Here is a 23,371-nt window from a genome sequence, read left to right as displayed (position 1 = left end):
CACTCCAACAAGACGGGCAGTGCCCAACGAGGATGCGCCGATGACTGTCGCAGTGTTTCTTTCCTCCCTGCTCGGGTTCATGGCGTTCGGCATGCCCATTGCCTTCGCCCTGATCCTCACGGCGGCAGTGCTGATGTGGTACCTGGATTTCTGGGACGTGCAGCTGCTGGCGCAGAACCTGCTGGCGGGTGCCGACAGCTTCCCGCTGCTGGCCGTGCCGTTCTTCATCCTGGCCGGCGAGCTGATGAACGCGGGCGGCATCTCGCGGCGCATCATCGCCATGGCCCAGGCCTATTTCGGGCACCTGCGCGGTGGCCTCGGCTATGTCGCCATCGCCGCAGCGGTACTGCTGGCCAGCATGTCCGGTTCGGCGCTGGCCGACACCGCCGCGCTGGCGACGCTGCTGCTGCCGATGATGCGCCAGCGTGGCTATCCGCTGCATTCGTCGGCGGGCCTGGTCGCGGCGGGTGGCATCATCGCGCCGATCATTCCGCCGTCGATGCCGTTCGTGATCTATGGCGTGGTCACCAACACCTCCATCAGCCAGCTGTTCATGGCCGGCCTGGTGCCGGGGCTGATCATGGGCGGCGGCCTGATCATCGCCTGGACCCTGATCGCCCGCGGTTTCACCGAGCCGACACCGGAGAAGGCCAGTGCGGCCGAGCGTCGGCGCGTGCTGGTCGACGGCGCCGCTGCGCTGATGCTGCCGGTGATCATCGTTGGCGGCCTGCGCTTCGGCATCTTCACACCCACCGAGGCGGCGGTGGTCGCGGCGGTCTATGCGTTGGCGGTTTCCACCTTGCTGTACCGCGAGCTGGACTGGGCAGGGCTGATGGAAACCCTGACGCGCGCCAGTCGCACCACGGCGTCGGTGATGTTCCTCTGCGCTGCGGCAACGGTATCGGCCTACATGATCACCCTGGCGCAGCTGCCTGACGAGATCGGCGCCATGCTCGGGCCGCTGGCCGAACACCCGCGTCTGCTGATGCTGGCGATCATGCTGCTGATGATCGCGGTGGGCATGGTCCTCGACCTGACGCCGACCATCCTGATCCTGGCACCGGTGCTGGCGCCGATCGCGATCAAGGCCGGGGTCGATCCGGTGTACTTCGGCGTGATGTTCGTGCTGATCGGCTCGATTGGCCTGATCACCCCGCCGGTCGGCACCGTGCTCAACGTGGTCGGCGGCATCGGCAAGTTGCGCATGGAGATCCTGGTGCGCGGCGTGCTGCCGTTCTTCCTGATCTACCTGGGCATCGTCGCCTTGCTGGTGGCGTTCCCGGCGGTCGTCACCGTGCCGCTGGCCTGGTTGCGCTGAGTTGACCCACCGGCACTGGCACGCCGGTTTCATTCACAACAATAAGAGGTAGTCCCGATGAAACGTCCACTGCTCGCCGTCCTCACCGCTGCCATGCTGTGCAGCCCGCTGGCCAGCCTGAGCGCGCATGCCGATGACGTGCGCTCGCGCATGATCCGCTTCGGCTATGGCCTCAACGAGAACAGCAACCAGGGCCGCGCGGCCAAGCTGTTCGCCGAGGAGGTGGCCAAGGCCTCCGAGGGCAAGCTCAAGGTGCGCACCTTCGGTGCCGCCAGCCTGGGTTCCGATGACCAGATGCAGAGTGCGCTGATCGGTGGCGCGCAGGAGATGATGGTCGGCTCCACCGCGACCCTGGTGGGCATCACCCGGGAAATGGCGGTCTGGGATACGCCGTTCCTGTTCAGCAGCGCCGAGCAGGCCGATGCCGTGCTCGACGGGCCGGTCGGCCGCCAGGTGATGGACAAGCTGGAGGAAAAGGGGCTGGTCGGCCTGGTCTACTGGGAGAACGGCTTCCGCAACCTGACCAACAACACCCGGGCGATCAACCGGCTGGAAGACTTCTCCGGCGTCAAGCTGCGGGTCATGCCCAATCCGGTGTTCCTCGAAACCTTCAAGCTGATGGGCGCCAATGCCGTGCCGCTGCCGTTCTCCGAGCTGTTCACCGCCCTAGAGACCAAGGCCGTCGACGGTCAGGAAAACCCGTTCAATACCATTCTCTCCTCGAAGTTCTATGAGGTGCAGAAGTACCTGACCGTGACCAATCACGTGTACAGCCCGTGGATCGTCACCGTGTCCAAGCGCTGGTGGGACGGCCTGTCGCAGACCGAGCAGCAGATCCTCCTGGAGGCGGCGCAGAAAGCCCGCGATTTCGAGCGCCAGGACACCCGTGAGGAGGCCGCCCGCGCGCTGGCGCAGCTGAAGGACAAGGGCATGCAGATCAACGAAGTGGCCCCCGCCGAGGTGCAGCGCATGCGTGAGCAGGCTGCCCCGGCGATCGCCAAGGTGGTCGATACGGTGGGTCAGCAGCTGTTCGATCAGGTCCAGGCCGAGGTCGACAAGGCTGCACGGTAAGAGCCGGCCCGTGCACGACTGACGGGCCGACTCGAGGTTTCGCGGGGCACGCAGGTGGCAACGCTCCTTGCATGGTGGCGTTGCCCCGGGCGGCGTGTCCCGCGCTTTATTCATCGGCAGGGCTGGTAGAATTGCCCGCTGATCATCAATGGAGGCGCTATGAGCCAACGCCGTCGCCGCTCTGCAGAGCGTGTCACCCTGTCCGATGTCGCCAAGGCCGCGGGGTGTTCGCTGATGTCCGCGTCGCGCGCGCTCTCGCAGCCAGGGCGGGTGTCCGATGCGTTGCGCGAGCAGGTGATGCGTGCGGCCCAGGCGCTCGGGTACGTGCCCAACCCGGCGGCGCGGGCATTGGCCAGTTCGCGGTCGAACCTGGTGGCGGTGGTGATTCCCTCGCTGTCGAACTCGGTGTTCGTCGATACCGTCGAGGCGATCCAGCGGGTGCTGATGCCCGCCGGCTTCGAGATGATGATCGGCGTCAGCCATTACCGGGTCGAGGAGGACGAACGCCTGCTGCGCTCCTACCTGGCGCACCAGCCGGCCGGCCTGCTGGTGACCGGATTCGAGCGCAGTGACGCGGCCCGCGAGATTCTCGGTGCCAGTACCTGTCCGCTGGTGACGCTGATGGAACTGAGCGAGGAGCCGGAGGACTACTGCGTCGGCTTCTCCCAGATCGAGGCCGGCGCGGCGATGACCCGTGCCCTGGTGCAGCGCGGCTATCGACACATTGCCTTCGCCGCCGCGCAGCTCGACCCGCGCACCTTGCAGCGGGCCGAAGGGTACCGCCAGGTGATGCGCTATCTGCAGCGCCACGACCCGGCACTGGAGCTGCTGACGCCGGAGCTGTCGTCCATCGGCCTGGGCGCCGAGCTGCTCGACCGCCTGCTGGCGCAACAGCCGCAGATCGATGCGGTGTTCTTCAACAACGACGACCTGGCCATGGGGGCCTTGTTCCGTGCGCGTCAGCTGGGCCTGGATGTGCCGGGACGGTTGGCCATCGCCGGTTTCAACGACCTGCCGGCAGCGGCCTGGATGCACCCGGCGCTGAGCACCGTGCGCACCACCCGTGGGCAGATCGGCGAGCTGGCGGCGAACATGCTGCTGGCGCTGATGCGTGGCGAGACGCCCGAGCAGCACTGCGTCGACGTCGGCTTCGAGCTGGTCATGCGCGACAGCGCCTGACGCGATTACTGGCCCTTGTTCGCGGTGGCCAGTTGCTCGGCCGCTTCCAGGCGCAGGCGCTCACGTTCGTCGAAGCGTTCCGTTGCCAGCGCGTCGATGGCGGCGCGCTTGTCAGCGCTGCTGAGGCCCGGGTTGGCTTCGATCTGCGCCTTGGCGGCAAGATAGGCCTCCAGGCGCCTTTGCCAGTTCTGTCTCTGACCGTCCAGCGTCTCCAGGCGGGCAGTGGCCTCGGCGCCGACCAGTTGCTGGCGCATCTGGCGAATCTGCGCCGCGCTGGCGCCCTGCGCCTGCAGGCGCGCGGTGTTCTGGCGCAGCTCCTGTTGCAGTTGCGGCAGCACGGCGTCCTGCAGCGCTTCGGGCAACGATGCCCGCAGTCTGTCGATGGCGGCGCCTTTCTCATCGGCGCTCATGCCGGCGTCGTGCTGGATGGCCAGGCGTTCCAGGGTGAAACGGTTGTAGCCTTCCTCGCGACCGAAGAAGGCCTGATGGGTTTCGTCATCGAAAAGCCGCGCCCGCAGGGCCTGTACCGCGCTTTCGCGTTGGCGCAGCGCATCGAGGCTGGCCATCTGCGGCAGGTCACGCTCCAGCAGCACCAGTTCGCGCTTGTAGTTCAGGTACTGGTCCAGCAATGCCTGGGCACGGGCGCGCGCAGGCTCCTGCAGCTGTGCGTCGATGTAGCCGCGCAGGCGTGACACGCTGGCGTCCAGGCTCTCTTCGCCGATGCTGGCGAGAAAGTAGTCGAAGATGCGGCGGATATCCTCGCTGATGATCAGGTTGCCGGCGGCGTCGACACGAAAGCTGCCGTCGACCTCGGTGCCGACGAAGGAGCCGGGCAGGGCCAGGCTCGTGGTTTTTTCGGGTGCGGGTGGGGACACGGCGAGGGTGTCCGCCGACGTCGCAGGCGCAGCGATCTGCGGCGCGGCAGGCGCTGTGCTGGCTGCGCTGGGCGAGGGGCCCTGGTGTGCGGGTTGCAGGTAGAACATCAGCGCCAGGCTGGCGCCAATCAGCAGCGGCAGGGCATAGAGGATTTTCTTCACATGTGACTCGACGCGTCAGGGAGGGGGTGTGCCATGGGCATCGATGTCTCGATGCCCATGGCTCGGGTGGAACACTCGGTCAGCCTAGAGCCCGGCGTTCTTCAGACGGTTCGCATGCTGGCGGTAGACGGTGACCGGGTCGGTCTCGAACAGGCTGGTCAGTCCCAGGGTCTGGTTGACCTCGTCGAGATGGTTCATCCGGTAGTTGTCGCGGATCACCTGGCCCATGCGGGAGCTGCAACGGCCCACCAGGCCATCGTTAGCTTCGCTGCCGAAGGTCAACGAGGAGGCGCCCATCAGCAGGTCGCTGGGGTCGAGCAGGTTGGTCAGCGGGCTGGTGCCGCTCCAGGAGTAGTAGCGCACGCCATTGACGCTGTAGGCGCCTTCGCCACAGGCGCTGGTGGGCAGGCCCTGCGGGAACTTGGCGTTGAAGCGCGCGGCGCCTTCGCTGTTGAGCGACTCCAGCGAGCCGAGTGCATTCTGCGGCGTGGTGCTGGAGCTGCCGGAAAGGAAGTTGATCAGCGTGCCCAGGCCGTTGACGATACCGGCCAGCAGAGGGGTGGCCACCGGCCCGGCAGGCCCGTCGCTGATGCCCTTGAGGAAGTCTGCGGCGGCGGAGCCCTTGTGTGGCGCGCCGACGCTGGTGACCGAGGCAACCAGGTCCGGACGCACTGCGGCGACGTAGCGAGTGGTCGGCCCGCCGTGGCTGTGGCCGATCAGGTTGACCTTGCCTTTGCCGCTGATGGCGACGATCTCCTCGACCTGCTGCAGCAGCTGTTCGCCGCGCGCTTCGGACGTGTCGAGCTGGCTGACCTCGGTGACGTACACACTGGCACCGTCACGCCGCAGGGCAGCCGGGATGCCGTACCAGTAGTCGATGCCGAGGATGCTGTCGAAGCCGAGCATGCCGTGGCCGAGGACGATGGGGTACTTGGTCTGGGTATAGCCGGAGGAACCGAACCAGAATGCCTGGGTCTGGCCGCTGGCGAGCAGGCCGGCACTGAGGCAGAGGGCGAGCAGGGTTTTATTGTTCTTCATGGGCGCTCTCGTGGTTTGTTGGGCAGTCAAGTGCTTCCTGCAAGCGGATCGCGCCCATCCCGTGGCGCGTACGGCGCAAGAAAGATGGCAGGAAACATGCCAGTGCCGTCGATTGGCGCGGGACGCCTCTATTCCGGTCGTTCGCTGCAGATCGCCACATACCTCGGGTGCATTTCGCTGTTACGGGTCGACACGTCCAGGCGAGGAAATGCTGTGGGCTGGCAGCGTGCGGAGGGCTGCAACGGCGCCGCGAAGACGGGTGGAGGCGCTGTCGAACGCCGGGATGCCCTCTCAGCCAATCGAAGGTTGGGGTTGGGCTCAGAAGCGCCTTGACAGTTTGTCGTGGGCTTCTCTAGGATTCGCCCTGCGCCGATTTAAACAGCTACTTGCGGGGCGCCTCAGGGTGTTGTCATCGACACCTGAAATTCCGCTAAAGCGCTGGTTCGGTGTCGCCTCTCACCGCTGCCCAGCGGGATTCTCGAGGCGGAGACTCGACCATGATCTGTCCCCAACCCCTTATTCGCCTGGCGCCCATCACTTCGGGCCTGCTGCTGCGCAATCCGCGCGTGCTGCTTGGCGGCAGCCATCAACCCACCTTGTTGCGTTATCTCGAAGGCTGGCCCAAGCGCTGGTCGGGGTCGCGTGCGTTTCGCATCCAGTTCGTGCAGAACGGTGAGTCGCTGAGCCGTTTCGCCCGCGACAGCTTCGATCTGGCCGTGATCCAGGCACCCAGCGCCGAGCAGCTCGAACAGACCGTTGGCGAACTGGTGCGGGTGGCGCGTCAGGGTCTGATCACCCGGCGCTAGCAACGACTCTTCGTTATCCGAGGCCGCCGATGGCCCCTGCGGCAGGGGCGCTGGTCGCGCCCCGTCGATTCACGGATAGGCGATCTCGACGATGTAGCAGGTCTTCTCGCCGCCCGGGCTGTGTACCCGGACCTCGGCATCCAGCGGTTTGCCCACCAGGGCGCGCGCCAGTGGCGAGTCGATGCTGATCTGGCCCTGCTTGAGGTCGAACTCGTCCGGGCCGACGATGCGGTAGCGCGACTGTTCGCCGTCCTCGTCCTCGATGGTGACCCAGGCGCCGAAGTACACCTTGTTCGGGTTCGAGGGCCTGTCGCTGACGACCTTGAGCTTCTCCAGACGCTTGGTGAGAAAGCGCACGCGGCTGTCGATCTCGCGCAGCATCTTCTTGCCGTAGGTGTACTCGGCGTTCTCCGAGCGGTCGCCCTGCGCGGCCGCCTCGCTGACCGACTGGGTCACCTGTGGCCTGCGCACATGCCACAGCTCGTGCAGTTCGGCGCGCATGCGCGCTTCGCCTTCCGGGGTGATCAGGGGCGTACCGGCGGGGCGAGGGGGGCGATAGCGGCTCATGGTGGCTCTGTTGGCTGGAGGGGGCGCCAGTCTAGCAAACCCCTCCGGCGCTGCTCAGCCTTCGTGCAGCACGCTGAGCGGGCTGGCGTTGAGGGCGCGGCGGGTTCCCAGTACTCCGGCCAGGCCGATCAGCAGGGCGCCGATCAGCGGCAGCAGAAGCAGCCACGGATGCGGTTGCCAACTCATGTCGAAGGCATAGCGATAGAGCAGGAAGCTCACCAGCTCGCAGCCCAGCGCGGCAAGCAGGCCGGCGGCGGCGCCGAGCAGGCCGAACTCCGCGCGGCGGGCGCTGACCAGCAGGCGGCGCTCGGCGCCCAGCGCCCGCAGCAGGGCGCCCTGGCGGATGCGCTCGTCCAGCGTCGCCTGCAGCCCCGCCAGCAGCACGGTGAGGCCGGCAGCGAGAACGAACAGCAGCACGTATTCGATGGCCAGGGTGACCTGCGCCAGGATGCTGCGCAGCTGCGCCAGCAGGGCGTCCACCTGCAGCAGGGTGACGCTGGGGAAGGCGCGGCTCAGGGCGATCAGCTCGGCATCGTGGCCGGGCGGCAGGTAGAAGCTGGTCAGGTAGGTGGCGGGCAGGTCTTGCAGGGTCTGTGGCTCGAAGATCATGTAGAAGTTGGGCTGGAAGCTGTCCCAGTCCACCTGGCGCAGGCTGCTTACCTGGGCCTCGCGTTCGATGCCGCCGACGTTGAAGCGCAGGCGGTCGCCCAGCTTCAGCTGCAGGCTTTCGGCCAGTTCGGCCTCGACGGATACGCCGGGCAGTTCGCTGGCATGGGCGGCGCCCCACCAGCTGCCGGCGGAGATCAGGTTGTCGGCGGGCAACTGCTCGGCCCAAGTCAGGCTCAGGTCGCGCTGGATGGCGCGCTCGCCGCGGCTCTCCTTGGTCACCAGTTGCCGCACCGGCTCATCGTTGATCATGATCAGTCGGCCCGGCACCACGGGGTACAGCGGGGCCGGGTGCGGCGACAACTCGGCCAGGCGGGCGGCGAAGGCATCGCGCTCGGCGGGCAGCACGTTGAGGGCGAAGTGATTGGGCGCATCCTCGGGCAGCTGATCCTGCCAGGTATCGAGCAACTCGCCACGCAGCAGGGCGATCAGCGCCATGGCCAGCAGGATCAGGCCGAAGGCCAGCGACTGACCGGCGGCGGCCAGCGGGTGGCGCAACAGCTGGCCCAGGCCCAGGCGCCAGGGCAGGGCGGCTTTCTGCAGGAGCCGACGCAGGCTCTGCAAGCCCAGCAGAAGCAGGCCGCCGAGCAGCGCGGCAGCGAGCATGCCACCGCCCAGCAGGGCGAGGGTCAGGCGCAGGTCCAGGCTCAGTCGCCACATGATCAGGCCCAGCGCCACCAGTGCCGCGCCATACACCAGCCAGGAGCTGGCCGGTACCGGCAGCATGTCGCGGCGCAGCACGCGCAGCGGCGGCACGCGACCCAGTGCTGCTAGTGGCGGCAGGGCGAAGCCGGCCAGCGCCACCAGACCGGTGGCCATGCCGGCCAGTGCCGGCCAGATGTCGGCGGGTGGCAGGTCGGCGGGAATCAGCCCGCGCAGCAGGTGGAACAGAATGTACTGGCCGGCCCAGCCGAGCAGGGCGCCCAGCACGCAGGCGATCAGGCCGAGCAAGGCGAGCTGCAGGGTGAAGAGGGTCAGCGCTTCGCGTCGCGACAGGCCGAGGCAACGCAGCAGCGCACTGGCATCGAAACGCCGCGCGGCAAAGCGTGCTGCCGACAGTGCCACGGCCACGCCTGCAAGCAGCACAGCGGCGAGGCTGGCCAGGTTCAGGTAGCGCTCGGCGCGGCCCAGCGCACCGCCAACCTGGCGGTTGCCGTCGCGCGGGTCGTCCAGGCGCTGGTTCGGTTGCAGGCCCGCTTCGATGGCCTGGCGGTAGGCGGCCAGGGCCTCGGCATCGCCGCGCCAGAGCTCGCGAAAGCGCACGCGGCTGCCCGGTTGAACCACCTCGGTGGCGGCGAGATCGTCGAGATTGATCAGCACGCGCGGCGTCAGGCTGTAGAAATCGCCAGCGGTGTCCGGGTCGTAGGTGAGCACGCGGCTCAGGCGCAGGCTCTTGGCGCCGATCTCGATCTCGTCGCCGACCTTCAGGTTCAGCGCCACCATCAGCCGTGCCTCGGCCCAGGCCTCTCCAGGTCCTGGCCCGGAACCCACTTCTTCCGCTGCATAAGGCTCGGGCGCACTGCGCAGCTCGCCGCGCAACGGGTAGCCCGCGCTGGCCGCCTTGACGCTGGCCAGCTGGATGCCGTCCTGAGCGGCGACCACGCTGGAGAACTCCACCGCACGCGCATGCTCGAGACCCAGTTCGAGGCCAGCATCGATCTGCGCCTGATCCGCTGGTGTGCTTCCGCTCAGGCGCAGGTCGGCGGCGAGGAACTCGCTGGCGCGCAGCAGCATGGCGTCGTTCAGGCGTGCACTGAAGTAGCCGATGGCGCTGCTGGCGGCCACCGCGACGAGCAGGGCGAAGAACAGCACGCGCAACTCGCCGGCACGGGCGTCACGCAGCAGCTGGCGGGCAGCGAGCGAAAGCAGGCGGACAGCGGGGACGCGATTCATCAGGGCTCCACGCGGTCGATCAGGTGCCCGGCCTCCAGGCGGATCAGGCGCTGGCAGCGATGCGCCAGGCGCTCGTCATGGGTGACCAGCACCAGCGTGGTGCCACGCTCCTGGTTGAGCTGGAACAGCAGGTCGCTGATGCGTTCACCCGTGTGGCTGTCGAGGTTGCCGGTCGGCTCGTCGGCGAACAGCACGTCCGGATCGGCGGCAAAGGCGCGGGCAATGGCGACGCGCTGCTGTTCACCGCCGGACAGCTGCCGCGGGTAGTGGGTCAGGCGTTGCCCCAGACCGACACGTTCGAGCAGGGCGCGTGCGCGCGAGCGGGCATCGGCGTGGCCTTCGAGCTCCAGCGGCAACATCACGTTTTCCAGGGCGTTGAGGCTGTCGAGCAACTGAAAGGACTGGAAGACGAAACCGACATGCTCGGCGCGCAGGCGGGCGCGCTGGTCTTCGTCGAGTTCGCCGAGGTTCTTGCCGGCCAGCAGCACGGCGCCGCCGCTGGGCAGATCGAGACCGGCCAGCAGGCCGAGCAGGGTGGATTTCCCTGAGCCGGAGCTGCCGACGATGGCCAGGCTGTCACCCTTTGCCAGGTCGAGATCGAGGTCGTGGAGGATCGTCAGCTCGCCTTCCGTGCTGCTGACCACTTTGCTAAGGTTCCGCGCAGCGAGAATGCTCGAAGTCATGGAGATTCCAAATGCGTGCATGGTGGCTCAGTGGTGCCTTGGCCCTGATGTTCTGGGCTCAGGGAGCGGTTGCAGGCACCCTGCTTGTGGTCGGCGATAGTATCAGCGCCGCTTTTGGCCTGGATAGCCGCCAGGGATGGGTCGCCCTGCTGGAAAAACGCCTCGAACAGGAGGGCTTCGAGCACTCGGTGGTCAATGCCTCGATCAGTGGCGACACCAGTGCAGGCGGCGCCGCACGGCTCTCTGCGCTGCTTGCGGAGCATCAGCCGGCGCTGGTCATCATCGAGCTGGGTGGCAACGATGGCCTACGCGGCCAGCCGCCTGCGCAATTGCAACAGAATCTTGCGTCGATGGTCGAGAAGTCGCGGCAGGCCGGGGCCAAGGTGCTGCTTTTGGGCATGCGCCTGCCGCCGAATTACGGGGTGCGCTATACCACGGCCTTCGCCCAGGTCTATGCCGATGTGGCGGCGCAGGAGCAGGTCGACCTGGTGCCGTTCTTTCTCGAGGGTGTCGGTGGCGTGCCGGGGATGATGCAGGCCGATGGCATCCACCCGGGCGAGCCTGCGCAGGCGCTGTTGCTGGACAACGTCTGGCCCCGTCTCGAGCCACTGCTGTGAGCCTGGCCCACGCCTGAACTGAGTGCGGGCCGAGGCTTTTCCGGCTCGTGCCTTTCGGCTAATGTGGCCGACCTTCCACGGAGCTCCAGATGCCGCGTCCCGCCTGGTCCTTGTATGCCTACCACCTGATCGAGCCAGACGAACAGCTGGACCTGTTCGCCTGCCGCGAGGTGCGCGTGCATCTGGTGGCCCGGCAACTGCGCCTGGGCGGCCATGCCGATCGCACGCTCTGTGGTGGGCTGCTTCCGGCGCAGCCGCGCTGGCACCAGCTGGACAAGGCCTGGCTGCGTGATCGGCGTCTGTGCCCGGATTGCCGTGCGACCTTCGAGGCGCAGCGGCAGGGGCTGTGCTCCAACTGGGCGGATGGCTGACGTCTGCCCGGCTGTCGAATGGCGGTGTACAATCGCCGCAACATCACTCAACTCTTCAAGGACATCCCGGATGTTGTCGCGCTTCTCTGCGGTCAACCGCTGTCTGACTCTGCTCGCGCTGTGCTCCAGTGCAACCGTTCAGGCGCTCGAATTTCCCTTGCCAGCGCCTGGTGAGGACGTGGTCGGCCAGGTGCAGGTGATCAAGGCCAAGTACGAAGACACCTTTGCAGATCTGGGAACCGCCAACGACCTGGGCTATCTGGAAATGGTCGCGGCCAACCCGGGCGTCGACCCCTGGTTGCCGGGTGAGGGCGCCGAAGTCATTCTGCCGACCCGTTACGTGCTGCCGTCCGGGCCGCGCGAAGGCATCGTGATCAACCTGGCCGAATACCGCCTGTACTACTTCCCGAAGGGGCAGGACGTCGTGCACACCTTCCCCCTGGGTATCGGTCGTGAAGGCTGGGGCTCGCCGCTGGGGGCCGGTCGCGTGACCGTGAAGACGCCGAACCCGGCCTGGTACCCGCCCAAGTCGATTCGCGAGGAGCACGCCGCCGAAGGCGACTACCTGCCGACCGTGGTACCGCCAGGTCCGGACAACCCGCTGGGCCCGTACAAGCTGACGCTGTCGTTCCCCGGTTACCTGATCCATGGCTCGAACAAGAAGTTCGGCATCGGCATGCGTGTCAGCCATGGCTGCTTCCGCATGCTCAACCACAATGTCCTGGAGCTTGCCGCGATGGTGCCGGTGGGCACGCCGGTGCGCATCGTCAACGAGCCCTACAAGTTCGGCGTGAGCGACGGCAAGGTGTACCTGGAGGCGCATGCGCCCCTGGACGACGAGGGCAACGCCTCCGTCGTCGACAAGCACACGGCAGTGATCAACGCGCTGCTCAAGCGGGACGAACTCAGTGGCTTGCGCCTGGACTGGGAGATGGTGCGCGAAGTGGTCGCCGCCGAAGATGGCATGCCGGTGCCCATCGCCGCGCAGGTCGACAACGCGGTAGCCAGCAATTCGACGTCACTCTGATTCGTTGCTGACCGAGCCCGCCCGCATTCGTGCCGGCGGGCTTTTCATTGCCTGCGGGGCGGGGGTCGCGGCAATAAAAAAGCCGGCCCAGTGAACTGGGCCGGCTTTCGAAAAACCGAGTCGCGAATTACTTGCGGCTGGCTTTTTCCAGCATGCGCAGAGCGCGCTCGTTGGCTTCGTCAGCGGTCTGCTGAGCTTTCTGAGCGGCAGCCATGGCTTCATCAGCCTTGCGGTAGGCTTCGTCGGCACGGGCTTGGGCGCGAGCAGCTGCGTCTTCGGTAGCAGTCAGACGAGCTTCGGTTTCTTTGGACATGCTGCTGCAACCGGTAGCCAGAACTGCGGCCAGAGCCAGAGCAGAGAATTTCAGAACGTTGTTCATCGTGTTCCCCTTGAGGTGGAGTTTTCCATAAAAAGCAATTTCCCAACTGCGGGAAATTAGCCGGCCTACATACTACCTATTACTTTTAGTAAGTAAACGGAGCTGGAGCAAGAGTTGCACTTTTTTTTTCCGGTATGTGAGGCTGAAAGCTAGAAAGTATGGGGGTTGCTTAAAAAACAGCCAGTTTTGCCGCAGTGGCGGCACAGGGCCTGTACGAACTGTTATAACTGTCTCGGCTTCAGAACTAAAACAATAAAGTGGGGTATGCAGATGCTGGGGAATTTGGGGCTGTTACTGGGCTTGGCGCTACTTATCTTCATGGCGCTGCGCGGGGTGAACATCTTTATCGCGGCGCTGTCGTGTTCGATCCTGGTCGCGCTGAGCAACGACGTGGCGGTGCCCAAGGCCCTGCTCGAGCATTTCCCGTTCGGCCCACTGGGGGCGTTCACCTTCGCCGGCAAGTTCTTCGTGCTGTTTCTCTGCGGCGCTATCTTCGGCAAGGTGATGGCAGCGAGTCAGGCGGCCAGCAGCATCGCCCAGGCGATCACTCAGGGACTGGGCACGCAGCGCACGCTCTGGGTAGCGATGCTGGTGTGTGCGGTGCTGACCTACGGCGGCGTCGTCGTGTTCGTGGTGATCTTCACCATGTATCCGCTGGGCATCACCCTGATGCGCGAGGCCAACCTGCCCAAGCGTCTGTTCTGCGCGGCCATCGCCCTGGGGGCCGGGACCTTCACCATGACGGCGCTGCCCGGTTCGCCGTCCATCCATAACGTGATCGCCGCCAGTGCCCTGGGCACCGACCTGTTCGCGGGAGCGTGGATCGGCCTGTTCGCCTCGCTGGTGATGATCGGCCTGGGGATGGCCTATCTGCAGCGCGAGTGGCGCCTGGCCCGTGAACGCGGCGAGGGCTTCGAGGCCAATGCCCAGGACGAGCGTATGCAGCAGTTGGCGGGCGTGCCGGGCAGCGGGCCGCATTGGGCTGTCGCGCTGGTGCCGATCGTCGTGGTGCTGGGGGTGATTCTGCTGCCGCGCCTGCTCGCGCTCTCCGGCCTGGCGACTGCCGGCGAGGGCACGTTCGCCCGGCTGCTGGCATTCAGTCTGTCGCAGCCGATCCTCTGGCCGAGCCTGGCCCTGGTGATCGCCACGGGCGTGGCGGTGCTGCTGTTTCCCGCGTTGCGTCGCAATACCCTGGGCCTGCTGGGACAGGGCGCCGACGACGCGATCATGCCGTTGCTCAATACGGCGGCGGTGATCGGCTTTGGCGGTGTGGTCACGCAGACGGCGGGCTTCGCGCAGTTCGCCCAGTGGGTGCTGGCGGTGCAACTGCCGCCGCTGTTGTCCGTGTTCGCCTCCGTCAGCGTGGTCTCGGGCATCGTCGGTTCGTCTTCCGGCGGCCTGCAGATATTCATGCAGACGCTGGCGCCGCGCTACCTGGAAATGGGGTTGGAGCCGGAAGTGCTGCACCGTATCGCCACTATCACCGCCGGTGGGCTGGACTCGCTGCCGCACTGTGGCGCGGTGATCGCCATGCTGATGATCATGGGCCTGACTCACAAGCAGGCCTACAAGGACATCTTCGTGATCACGGTGCTGATTCCGGTGCTGGCTGCGCTGCTCTGCATCGGGCTGCTGAGCCTCTGATTGGCGGGTTTGGCCTGTGTTAGACTTGTCAGCTTGCAGTCGTTCAGGCAGGAATCGCATTTGCGCTTTTGCCGAAGCGCCGGTATGAAGTAAAGATGTGTCGCGAGTGTTTCGCGGCTAGAGGAGAGAAGATGAGCGAAGGGTTGTCCATTCACCATGACCAGGCGAGTCATCAGTTCGTGACCACCGTCGAAGGTGATCGTGCCTATCTGGCCTATATGGATCTGGGCAAGCAGACGCTGGACATCTATCGAACCTTCGTACCCAACGCACTGCGCGGCCGAGGCATCGCTGCGGCACTGACCGAACATGCCCTGCGCTACGCCGAAGGCAAGGGTTACACGGTGATTCCGTCCTGCTCCTACGTCGAGCGCTACATGGAGCGTCGTCAACGCCACCAGGCCAGTTGAGCGCGCAGCGTCGATAGCAAAACGCCGGGCATTGCCCGGCGTTTTCGTTACTGCTGTGGCGATCAGCCGCGCTGACGCTTGGGCAGCACATCCTTGAGCTTGGCGTGCATGCTGCGCAGGGTCTTCTCGGTGGTGTCCCAGTCGATGCAGGCATCGGTGATGGAAACCCCGTACTTGAGATCGTCCAGGTTCTTCGGAATCGACTGGTTGCCCCAGCCCAGGTGACTTTCCACCATCAGGCCGACGATGGACTGGTTGCCTTCGAGAATCTGGTTGGCCACGTTCTCCAGCACCAGCGGTTGCAGAGCCGGGTCCTTGTTGGAGTTGGCATGGCTGCAGTCGACCATGATGTTCGGGCGGATGCCGGCTTTTGTCAGTTCCTGCTCACAAATGGCGACGCTGACCGAGTCGTAGTTCGGCTTGCCGTTGCCGCCACGCAGCACGACGTGACCGTAGGCGTTGCCCTTGGTGGTGACGATGGATACGCCGCCTTCCTGGTTGATGCCGAGGAAACGGTGCGGACTGGAGACCGACTGCAGGGCGTTGATCGCCACGGTCAGGCCGCCGTCGGTACCGTTCTTGAAACCGACTGCCGAGGACAGGCCCGAAGCCATTTCCCGGTGCGTCTGCGATTCGGTGGTGCGGGCGCCGATGGCCGACCAGCTGATCAGGTCCTGCAGGTACTGCGGCGAGATCGGGTCGAGCGCTTCGGTGGCGGTGGGCAGGCCCATCTCGGCCAGGTCACGCAGCAGCTGGCGGCCGATGTGCAGGCCGTCCTGAATCTTGAACGAGTCGTCCAGGTAGGGGTCGTTGATCAGGCCTTTCCAGCCGACCGTGGTGCGTGGCTTCTCGAAGTACACGCGCATGACCAGGAACAGGCTGTCGGACAGCTCGGCGGCCAGTACCTTGAGGCGCTCGGCATATTCGTGAGCTGCCTTGATATCGTGGATGGAGCAGGGGCCGACTACCACGAACAGGCGATGATCCTTGCCATCGAGAATGTCGCGTACCACCTGGCGACCATGGGATACGGTCTGCAGGGCGGCATCGGTCAGGGGAATCTCGCGTTTCAGCTGATCGGGGGTGATCAGCGTTTCGTTGGAAGCGACGTTGAGGTCGTCGATCGGTAAATCAGCCATCGTGCTACTCATCGGGTCAGGTCGTCGGGTCACGGGTGCCGGCCGCCAGGGGTCCCCTGAGGCGGTGCACAGCTAGTTTGTGCAGGGGGAGCCGAACCTTAGCGCGTACGCGGCTGCGCGACAATGGGCGATGAGTCCAATGAGCGTCATAGAGGCGGCGTATCGCTGCGAGAGGGTGTTGCGCTTCCTGCGTGTCCGGGAGGGCGGAACACTGTCAGGCGAGGTAGGGGAATTCGGCGGCGTGCTTGGCGATCCAGTCCTGGGCGCACTGCTCGATGGCGACGGCGTGGCCCGATTCCTGTTCCAGTTGCTGTCGGTAGTGCTGGATATGGCACACCTGTTCGACCATGCGTGCGCGAAACAGGGTGTCTTCGTCGATGAAGGCGATGCCCACCAGGTAGCCGTTCTCCAGGCGCCGGCACCAGGCCACGACGCCGGGGTAGCGCGCCAGCTCGCCCAGCAGCGGAATGCGCAGCTCGACCGATGTCCCGCGACGAAAGCCGCGCGTCGAGTTGCATGCCACCCCGCCCAGGCTGATATTGTTCAACCGCTGCCTGGGTATACAGGCCTTCTTGCGCAACACCAGTTCCACCGGCATGTCGCTTGGATGACGCAGAAACTTACGCATGAACACCGACCTCGAATGCAGGCAAACTGATATCAGTGAATTCAGTATAGCGACGCAACTGGAACTGACCGACCTGGATGCCGACCGCCGCCTGCTCGATCTTTCCGGTACGTCGCTTGTCGTGTTCACAAGCACGGGCTGTGCCAGTTGCCGCTGGGCGCGTCAGGTGCTGCCTGGCCTGGGCTTGCCGATCGAGCGTCTGTGCTGGATCGATGCGGGGCATAACGCCGGATTGGTGACGCGCTACGAGGTTTTTCACCTGCCGGCGCTGTTTCTGGTTCGCGATGGCCATTTCTTTGGCGCGTTGCGCGCCCGTCTCACTCATTCCGATCTGATCACCGCCATGGACGAGGCTCTGCGTCGTCCGGCTGAGGAGCTACCTTGATGTCTCAAACCCCTGCACCGCGCATCGGCGTCATCGGCACGGGGGCCATCGGCGGCTTCTACGGGCTGCTGCTGGCCAAGGCCGGACATGACGTGCATTTCCTGCTGCGCAGCGAATATGCCGCGGTGGTCGAACAGGGCCTGCGCCTGAACAGCAGCGTGCATGGCGCGCTGACGCTGGCGCCGGCGCAGGCCTACCGGCGAATCGAGGACATGCCGCCCTGCGACTGGCTGCTGGTGGGGGCGAAGACCACGGCCAACGCCGAGCTGGCTCCGCTCATTGCCAGGGCTGCCGCTCCCGGCGCCAGGGTCGTGCTGTTGCAGAACGGCCTGGCGGTGGAGGACGAGTTGCGTCCACTGCTGCCGGACGGCCTGCATCTGCTCGGCGGCCTCTGCTACATCTGTGTCCATCGCAGTGCGCCTGGCGTGATCGAGCACCAGGCGCTGGGCGCGATCAACCTGGCGTACCACTCCGGGCCGGCAGGTGACGAGGCGTCGCGTCTGGAGCTGGTGGAAGAGGGCGCGAACCTGCTGCGCAGCGCCGGGCTGGACTCGACGCCGATGCGTGACCTGACCCAGACGCGCTGGCAGAAGCTGGTGTGGAACGTGCCCTACAACGGTCTTTCCGTGCTGCTCGATGCCGACACGCGGCGCCTGATGGGTAACCCCGACAGCCGCGCCTTGATCGGCGACATCATGCAGGAGGTGGTGCAGGCCGCACAGGCACTCGGCCACGGCATGCCGGAGCAGTACGCGAGCAAGCTGCTGGCCGCTACCGAGCGGATGCCCGACTACCTGCCGAGCATGTACCACGACTTCGCCCAGGGCCGCCCGGCAGAGCTGCATGCCATCTATGAAGCACCCCTGGCGGCGGCCGACGCCGCTGGCTTCGACATGCCCAAGGTGCGCGCGCTGTATCAGGCGCTGCGTTTCATCCAGGCGCGCGGGGAGGCCTGAGCATATGGGCAAGGGGTTGGGCGACAAGCTGGTGCTGGCGATTTCCTCGCGGGCATTGTTCGATCTGAGCGAGAGCCACCAGATCTATGAAAGCGAGGGGGTGGAAGCCTACCGCCGTTATCAGATCGAGCACGAGGACGAGGTCCTGATGCCGGGTGACGCCTTCCCCCTGGTGGAGAAGCTGCTGGGCCTCAATCAGCGCCTCAGCGAGCAGCGCGTCGAGGTGATCCTGGTGTCGCGCAACAGCGCCGACACGGGGCTGCGCGCCTTCAACTCGATCCAGCACTACGGCCTCGGCATCTCGCGCGCCGCGTTCGTCGGCGGACGCAGCCCCGACCCTTACCTGGCAGCCTTCGGCTGCCATCTGTTTCTCTCCACCCATGCCGATGACGTGCGCAATGCGCTCAAGGCCGGCTTCGGTGCCGCCACGCTGCTCTCGGGTGGCACGCGGCGGGCGAACAGCAACGAGCTGCGCATCGCCTTCGACGGCGACGCCGTGCTGTTTTCCGATGACTCCGAGCGCGTCTACCAGAGCGGTGGCCTGCATGCGTTCCAGAGCCACGAGCGCGAGGCGGCGCGGCAGGCGCTGCCTGGCGGGCCGTTCAAGCCGTTTCTCGCGGCGTTGCACAGCCTGCAGCAGGAGTTTCCCGAGACGGACTGCCCGATTCGCACCGCACTGGTGACCGCACGCTCGGCGCCAGCGCATGAGCGGGTGATCCGCACCTTGCGCGAATGGAACATCCGCCTGGACGAGTCCTTCTTCCTCGGCGGGCTGGACAAGTCGGCGGTGCTCGAGGCGTTCGCGGCCGACGTGTTCTTCGATGACCAGACCGGGCACTGCGAGAAGGCCCGCCAGGTAGTGGCCACGGGGCACGTACCGCACGGGGTGAGCAACGAGTCGCAGCCTTGAATCTGGTGGCCGCTGCCACCTTGCATATAGCCATTCGTCCTAAATAACGCCGCCGACCTTGCTTTGTCTGATGCGCTGCTAAGCTCAAACAAGGGCCTGCGTCTGCAGTCAAGGAGGCCGCGTGATTCGCTCGATACTCTATGCCACCGATCTGGGGCTTTATGCCTCCTACGTCTTGCAGCACGCCCTGGCGGTGAGCCGCAGTTTCAAGGCCGATCTCTATGTCGTCCATGCCGTCGAACCCATGGGGCTGTTCGCCGAGTCCGTGCTGCAGACCTATCTGGATGAAGACACCCTGGACGAGTTGCGCCGCAACGGCCTGGGCACGGTCATGGCCAGCATCGAGCAGCGTGTGCTGGAAGGCTTTCGGGATGAGCTGGGGGACGGGCTTCAGGATCTGCATCTGATTCGCGCGGTGCGAGTGCTGCAGGGCGATCCGCCGACGGTGATTCTCGAGGAGGCGCAGAAACTTGGGGTGGATCTGCTGGTCGTAGGCAGTCACAGCCATGGCGCGGATCTCGCGGTGCCGCTGGGGCGTACGGCCGCGCGCATCGTGCAGCTGTCGGAGGCACCGGTGTACCTGGTGCCCATGTTGCAGCATCGCGGACATGGTGACTTGTAGGAGGGTGTAACTAATAAAACGATCTATGCTGATGTATTAGACCAATAATATGGTTATATAAGGCGTTGACAGGCTGCTGGCCTGCCTTACTGCTCTGAGGGAAATCTATGAAGCTTCAGCAACTGCGCTACATCTGGGAAGTCGCGCACCACGACCTCAACGTATCGGCTACCGCTCAAAGCCTTTACACCTCGCAACCAGGGATCAGCAAGCAGATTCGCTTGCTCGAGGATGAGCTGGGCGTGGAAGTCTTCGCCCGCAGTGGCAAGCACCTGACCCGTGTCACCCCCGCCGGAGAGCGGATCATCACCACCGCAGGAGAGATTCTGCGCAAGGTCGAAAGCATCAAGCAGATCGCCCAGGAATTCTCCAACGAGAAGAAGGGCACCCTGTCCATCGCCACCACGCACACCCAGGCGCGCTACGCCTTGCCGCCGGTGATCAGCGCCTTCATCAAGCAGTACCCGGACGTCTCGTTACACATGCACCAGGGCACGCCGACCCAGATCGCCGAGATGGCCGCCGATGGCAGCGTCGACTTCGCCATCGCCACCGAGGGCCTGGAGCTGTTCAACGACCTGATCATGATGCCGTGCTACCGCTGGAATCGCTGCGTGGTGGTGCCGCAGGGGCATCCGCTGGCCAAGCTGCCGAAGCTGACGCTCGAAGCGCTCGCCGAGCATCCCATCGTGACCTATGTGTTCGGTTTCACCGGGCGCTCGAAGCTGGACGAGGCCTTCAGTCACCGTGGGCTGACGCCCAAGGTGGTGTTCACCGCAGCCGACGCCGACGTGATCAAGACCTATGTACGCCTCAACCTGGGCGTGGGCATCGTGGCCAAGATGGCCGTCGACAGCAAACTCGATCAGGACCTGGTGGTGCTGGACGCCGACGAACTGTTCGAGCCCAGCGTGACCAAGATCGGTTTTCGCCGGGGCACCTTCCTGCGTGGCTTCATGTGCGATTTCATCGAGAAGTTCGCCCCGCACCTCAGCCGTGAGATGCTGGCCAAGGCGGTGCAGTGCCACAACAAGTCCGAACTCGAAGAGCTGTTCGAGGGCGTGAAGCTACCGGTGCACTGAGCCTGCGATTCAAACGAAACATGGCGCCCTGGGGCGCCATGTTTCGTTTCAGCTACCTGCTACTCAGTGACTGAGGTGCAGGCCGCACTCGCGGTTGTCCTCGCCCTTGGTCGGGTCGAAGTAGTCGAACTCGTTCGGCAGGTCATGGGCGACCAGGTACTGGTACAGGTCCTTGGAGGTCCAGTGCAGCAGCGGTGCGACCTTGATCAGACCGTCCGGGTTGATGCTCACCGGGTCCATCTGCGCGCGGACGGCGGTGTCGGTGGCACGCAGAGCGGTGAACCAGACGCTGGGCGCCGTTTCGCGCAGGGCGCGGGCGAAGGGCTCGAGCTTCACCTCTTCGGTGAACGCCGCGTGACGCGGGTCATCCAGCGCCGGGACCGGGCCGTCGATGGCCTCGCGGTGAGCGCGCGAGCGCTTGGGCAGGTAGGTGATCAGGTTGAGGTTGAGCTTGCGGGTCACCTCGTCAGCGAAGCGGTAGGTCGCTTCGGTGTTGTAGCCGCTGTCCATCCAGACCACCGGAATGTCCGGCTTGACCTGGCTGACCATGTGCAGGATCACCGCTTCGAACGGGCGGAAGTTGGTGGTGCAGATGGCGGGTTTGCCCAGCCCGATGGCCCACTGAACCAGCTTTTCAGGCTGGTTGCCGAATTCGGCATTGAGCGCGTCCAGGTCGAGTTCCATGCTGAGGACTCCAGATCGTGTGCGTGAGGGCGCGATCTTAACAAAGGCTGGTTATGCTTCTAAATAACAAGCTACTTCTATGACCTTTCATGCAGTTATAAGTCGGGCGGATTGCGTGACCACCGCCCACTCGTTAGAGTGCCGGCTCCTTTTGTGGCTCAACCGAGGAGTGTCCTGTGGAAATCGCGTGTCTCGACCTGGAAGGTGTACTGGTCCCGGAAATCTGGATCGCCTTTGCGGAAAAAACCGGCATCGAGTCGCTCAAGGCGACCACCCGCGACATTCCCGACTACGACGTGCTGATGCAGCAGCGCCTGCGCATCCTCGACGAGCATGGCCTGAAACTGAAGGACATCCAGGACGTGATCGCCACGCTCGAGCCGCTGGAAGGCGCCGTGGAGTTCGTCGACTGGCTGCGTGAGCGTTTCCAGGTGGTGATTCTCTCCGACACCTTCTACGAGTTCTCTCAGCCGCTGATGCGTCAGCTCGGCTTTCCGACCCTGCTGTGCCATCGCCTGATCACCGACGAGCATGATCGCGTGGTCAGCTACCAGCTGCGCCAGAAGGATCCCAAGCGCCAGTCGGTCATCGCCTTCAAGAGCCTGTACTACCGCGTGATCGCCGCGGGCGACTCGTACAACGACACCACCATGCTCAGCGAAGCCCACGCCGGTATCCTGTTCCATGCCCCGGACAACGTGATCCGCGAGTTCCCGCAGTTCCCGGCGGTGCACAGCTATGCCGACCTCAAGCAGGAATTCCTCAAGGCGTCGAATCGCACGCTGAGCCTGTGACCGCCCAACTGCTGTCGTGAAAACGCCGCGATTTCCCTGAGGAATCGCGGCGTTTTTCTTGCTGCTCGCGTTGGGCTACAGGCGTTCCAGCGTTTCCAGCAGGACCTTCACCTTGGTCACCGACTCCTGGTACTCGGCCTGCCAGGCCGAGTCGGCGACGATGCCGCCACCGCCCCAGCAACTGACCTTGCCATCCTTGACCAGCAGGCTGCGGATGGCGATGGAGCTGTCCATTTCGCCACGCACGTCCAGGTACAGCAATGAGCCGCAGTAGAGGCCGCGCCGGCTGGGCTCCAGTTCGTCGATGATCTGCATGGCGCGGATCTTCGGGGCCCCGGTGATCGAACCGCCGGGAAAGCTGCCGGCGATCAGGTCCAGTGCGTCCTTGCCGGGCGCCAGCTCGGCGGTCACGCAACTGACCAGGTGGTGCACGTTGGGGTAGCTCTCCAGGGCGAACAGTTCAGGCACCTTCACCGAGCCGATACGGCAACTGCGGCCAAGGTCATTGCGCAGCAGGTCGACGATCATCAGGTTCTCGGCGCGATCCTTGCGGCTGGCCAGCAGCTCCTCGGCCTGGGCCAGGTCGTCCACGGCATCGACGCCGCGACGGCGGGTGCCCTTGATCGGACGGGTTTCCACCTGGCCCTCGCTGACCTTGAGGAAGCGCTCCGGCGAGAGGCTGAGGATGGCGTTGCCATCGCCCAGGTTCTGGAAGCCCGAGAACGGCGTCGGGCAGGCCTGGCGCAGCGCCAGGTAGGCCGCCCATGGGTCGCCTTCGCAGGGGGCCTGAAAGCGCTGGGCGAAGTTCACCTGGTAGCAGTCGCCAGCCAAGATGTACTGCTGGATGCGCTCGATCGCCTGGCGGTAATGGTCCTCGTCGATGTCGGCCTGGAACGGCTGGGACAGCCGGAAGCTCGCCTGGTCCTCGCGGCTCGGGGCCTCGAACAGTGCCAGCAGACGCTGCCGTTCGGCCTGCGGCAGTGCGGGGTGGAACAGCAGCTGGCTGGTGCCGAGCTGGTGATCGCTGATCAGTGCCCAGGCATACAGGCCGAAGCGCGCATCCTGCAGGGCGAGGTCATCGACGCTGTGTGCGGGCAGCGCTTCCAGGCGCCGGCCGAAGTCGTAGGACAGGTAGCCGATCAAGCCGCCGACGAATGGCAGCTCCATTGCGCTCGGCGCCTCGGCGTTGCCGAGGCTGTGCAACGCGCCACGCAGGCGTTGCAGAAAAGCGTTGGCCGATTCGTCGTGCGCGGGCGCCAGTTCTGCCAATGGCCATGCGCTCATAAGGTCATAGCGTCCTCGCTTGGCACTCGGGCGTCCGGCGTCCAGCAATACGGCGCCGGGGGCCTGGCGGATGCGCTGGAAATAGTCGCCAGGGTCCGTCCGGTAGGGAAGAGGGTGCAGAGAACAGCTGGGCATGCGGGCAGTCGGGAATTGGCTGAAAGGGCGATTGTAGTCTGCCGCT

At 65.3% G+C, this 23,371-nt stretch carries 25 protein-coding genes; 15 read left to right on the top strand and 10 right to left on the bottom strand.

What is annotated here, in order from left to right:
- Positions 1-40: 40 nt before the first annotated feature.
- The 3 genes from EWH21_RS13585 to EWH21_RS13575 all read left to right on the top strand — a co-directional run bounded on the left by EWH21_RS13585 (position 41) and on the right by EWH21_RS13575 (position 3,568).
- Positions 41-1,318: a TRAP transporter large permease subunit gene (locus EWH21_RS13585; protein ID WP_277698561.1), complete on the top strand. Its 1,278-nt coding sequence runs from the start codon at positions 41-43 to the stop codon at positions 1,316-1,318.
- A gap of 57 nt (positions 1,319-1,375) precedes the next feature.
- A complete protein-coding gene (locus EWH21_RS13580; protein WP_037047775.1) occupies positions 1,376-2,389 on the top strand; it encodes a TRAP transporter substrate-binding protein in 1,014 nt (337 codons plus the stop codon).
- Positions 2,390-2,548: 159 nt separating this feature from the next.
- Positions 2,549-3,568, top strand: coding sequence for a LacI family DNA-binding transcriptional regulator (locus tag EWH21_RS13575; RefSeq protein ID WP_037047772.1), 1,020 nt, complete (start codon positions 2,549-2,551; stop codon positions 3,566-3,568).
- A 5-nt stretch (positions 3,569-3,573) separates the two neighbouring features.
- Here EWH21_RS13575 and EWH21_RS13570 read toward each other — a convergent pair whose 3' ends face one another.
- Positions 3,574-4,605, bottom strand: a complete 1,032-nt coding sequence (locus EWH21_RS13570) for a lipase secretion chaperone (RefSeq protein WP_277698560.1) — start codon at positions 4,603-4,605, stop codon at positions 3,574-3,576.
- A gap of 84 nt (positions 4,606-4,689) precedes the next feature.
- Positions 4,690-5,643, bottom strand: a complete 954-nt coding sequence (locus tag EWH21_RS13565; RefSeq protein ID WP_277698559.1) for a triacylglycerol lipase — start codon at positions 5,641-5,643, stop codon at positions 4,690-4,692.
- Positions 5,644-6,140: 497 nt separating this feature from the next.
- Between EWH21_RS13565 and EWH21_RS13560 the strand changes: the two genes are divergently transcribed.
- A complete protein-coding gene (locus tag EWH21_RS13560) occupies positions 6,141-6,449 on the top strand; it encodes a hypothetical protein (RefSeq protein ID WP_037047763.1) in 309 nt (102 codons plus the stop codon).
- A 69-nt stretch (positions 6,450-6,518) separates the two neighbouring features.
- On the opposite strand, the gene greB is transcribed toward EWH21_RS13560, so the two are convergent.
- The 3 genes from greB to EWH21_RS13545 are packed head-to-tail and all read right to left on the bottom strand — an operon-like array spanning position 6,519 to position 10,258.
- Positions 6,519-7,016: a transcription elongation factor GreB gene (gene greB, locus EWH21_RS13555; protein WP_277698558.1), complete on the bottom strand. Its 498-nt coding sequence runs from the start codon at positions 7,014-7,016 to the stop codon at positions 6,519-6,521.
- 54 nt (positions 7,017-7,070) lie between these two features.
- Positions 7,071-9,575, bottom strand: coding sequence for an FtsX-like permease family protein (locus EWH21_RS13550; RefSeq protein ID WP_277698557.1), 2,505 nt, complete (start codon positions 9,573-9,575; stop codon positions 7,071-7,073).
- Complete coding sequence (locus EWH21_RS13545) at positions 9,575-10,258, bottom strand: ABC transporter ATP-binding protein (protein ID WP_152488805.1); 684 nt, start codon at positions 10,256-10,258, stop codon at positions 9,575-9,577. The genes EWH21_RS13550 and EWH21_RS13545 overlap by 1 nt, the downstream gene beginning before the upstream one ends.
- A gap of 11 nt (positions 10,259-10,269) precedes the next feature.
- Here EWH21_RS13545 and EWH21_RS13540 point away from each other — a divergent pair, with 11 nt between their 5' ends.
- The 3 genes from EWH21_RS13540 to EWH21_RS13530 all read left to right on the top strand — a co-directional run bounded on the left by EWH21_RS13540 (position 10,270) and on the right by EWH21_RS13530 (position 12,273).
- On the top strand, positions 10,270-10,875 hold the full coding sequence (locus EWH21_RS13540) for an arylesterase (protein ID WP_277698556.1): 606 nt from the start codon (positions 10,270-10,272) through the stop codon (positions 10,873-10,875).
- Between the two features lie 89 nt (positions 10,876-10,964).
- Complete coding sequence (locus EWH21_RS13535; protein ID WP_037047753.1) at positions 10,965-11,246, top strand: hypothetical protein; 282 nt, start codon at positions 10,965-10,967, stop codon at positions 11,244-11,246.
- A gap of 70 nt (positions 11,247-11,316) precedes the next feature.
- Complete coding sequence (locus EWH21_RS13530) at positions 11,317-12,273, top strand: L,D-transpeptidase family protein (RefSeq protein WP_152488804.1); 957 nt, start codon at positions 11,317-11,319, stop codon at positions 12,271-12,273.
- Between the two features lie 127 nt (positions 12,274-12,400).
- On the opposite strand, the gene oprI is transcribed toward EWH21_RS13530, so the two are convergent.
- Positions 12,401-12,652: an outer membrane lipoprotei OprI gene (gene oprI / locus EWH21_RS13525; protein WP_037003984.1), complete on the bottom strand. Its 252-nt coding sequence runs from the start codon at positions 12,650-12,652 to the stop codon at positions 12,401-12,403.
- A gap of 270 nt (positions 12,653-12,922) precedes the next feature.
- On the opposite strand from oprI, the gene EWH21_RS13520 reads away from it, so the two are divergent.
- The gene (locus tag EWH21_RS13520) at positions 12,923-14,296 is read left to right on the top strand and encodes a GntP family permease (protein WP_277698555.1); all 1,374 of its coding nucleotides are present in this window, start codon (positions 12,923-12,925) and stop codon (positions 14,294-14,296) included.
- A 131-nt stretch (positions 14,297-14,427) separates the two neighbouring features.
- Positions 14,428-14,706, top strand: a complete 279-nt coding sequence (locus EWH21_RS13515; protein ID WP_277698554.1) for a GNAT family N-acetyltransferase — start codon at positions 14,428-14,430, stop codon at positions 14,704-14,706.
- A gap of 62 nt (positions 14,707-14,768) precedes the next feature.
- Here the strand turns inward: EWH21_RS13515 and EWH21_RS13510 are convergent, their stop codons facing one another.
- Together EWH21_RS13510 and EWH21_RS13505 are read right to left on the bottom strand one after the other, a co-directional pair.
- Positions 14,769-15,845, bottom strand: coding sequence for a 3-deoxy-7-phosphoheptulonate synthase (locus EWH21_RS13510; RefSeq protein WP_037047749.1), 1,077 nt, complete (start codon positions 15,843-15,845; stop codon positions 14,769-14,771).
- Between the two features lie 214 nt (positions 15,846-16,059).
- Positions 16,060-16,473: a PilZ domain-containing protein gene (locus tag EWH21_RS13505; RefSeq protein ID WP_037047747.1), complete on the bottom strand. Its 414-nt coding sequence runs from the start codon at positions 16,471-16,473 to the stop codon at positions 16,060-16,062.
- Between EWH21_RS13505 and EWH21_RS13500 the strand changes: the two genes are divergently transcribed.
- From EWH21_RS13500 to cysB, 5 genes are all read left to right on the top strand, one after another.
- Positions 16,472-16,858, top strand: coding sequence for a thioredoxin (locus EWH21_RS13500; protein WP_037047746.1), 387 nt, complete (start codon positions 16,472-16,474; stop codon positions 16,856-16,858). The two genes, EWH21_RS13505 and EWH21_RS13500, sit on opposite strands and share 2 nt — an antisense overlap.
- Complete coding sequence (locus EWH21_RS13495; RefSeq protein ID WP_277698553.1) at positions 16,858-17,814, top strand: putative 2-dehydropantoate 2-reductase; 957 nt, start codon at positions 16,858-16,860, stop codon at positions 17,812-17,814. The genes EWH21_RS13500 and EWH21_RS13495 overlap by 1 nt, the downstream gene beginning before the upstream one ends.
- A 4-nt stretch (positions 17,815-17,818) precedes the next feature.
- On the top strand, positions 17,819-18,724 hold the full coding sequence (locus EWH21_RS13490) for a 5'-nucleotidase (protein ID WP_134677883.1): 906 nt from the start codon (positions 17,819-17,821) through the stop codon (positions 18,722-18,724).
- A 121-nt stretch (positions 18,725-18,845) separates the two neighbouring features.
- Positions 18,846-19,346 (top strand): universal stress protein, encoded by a 501-nt coding sequence (locus EWH21_RS13485; protein WP_037047740.1) that lies wholly within the window; start codon positions 18,846-18,848, stop codon positions 19,344-19,346.
- Positions 19,347-19,453: 107 nt separating this feature from the next.
- Positions 19,454-20,428, top strand: coding sequence for an HTH-type transcriptional regulator CysB (cysB, locus tag EWH21_RS13480; protein ID WP_037047738.1), 975 nt, complete (start codon positions 19,454-19,456; stop codon positions 20,426-20,428).
- A 63-nt stretch (positions 20,429-20,491) separates the two neighbouring features.
- On the opposite strand, the gene EWH21_RS13475 is transcribed toward cysB, so the two are convergent.
- Entirely contained in the window at positions 20,492-21,112 is a 621-nt protein-coding gene (locus EWH21_RS13475; protein WP_277698552.1) for a phosphoadenosine phosphosulfate reductase family protein, read from the bottom strand.
- Positions 21,113-21,288: 176 nt separating this feature from the next.
- On the opposite strand from EWH21_RS13475, the gene thrH reads away from it, so the two are divergent.
- The gene (thrH, locus tag EWH21_RS13470) at positions 21,289-21,906 is read left to right on the top strand and encodes a bifunctional phosphoserine phosphatase/homoserine phosphotransferase ThrH (RefSeq protein WP_047593108.1); all 618 of its coding nucleotides are present in this window, start codon (positions 21,289-21,291) and stop codon (positions 21,904-21,906) included.
- A gap of 75 nt (positions 21,907-21,981) precedes the next feature.
- On the opposite strand, the gene pabB is transcribed toward thrH, so the two are convergent.
- On the bottom strand, positions 21,982-23,325 hold the full coding sequence (gene pabB, locus EWH21_RS13465; RefSeq protein ID WP_152488802.1) for an aminodeoxychorismate synthase component I: 1,344 nt from the start codon (positions 23,323-23,325) through the stop codon (positions 21,982-21,984).
- Between the last annotated feature and the right edge of the window lie 46 nt (positions 23,326-23,371).

Origin of the sequence: Pseudomonas sp. REST10, assembly GCF_029542605.1 — a bacterium.
Lineage (GTDB): Bacteria > Pseudomonadota > Gammaproteobacteria > Pseudomonadales > Pseudomonadaceae > Aquipseudomonas > Aquipseudomonas khazarica.
The sequence above is the reverse complement of the archived record's forward strand: the minus strand, read 5'-3'. Positions and strand labels throughout refer to the sequence as shown.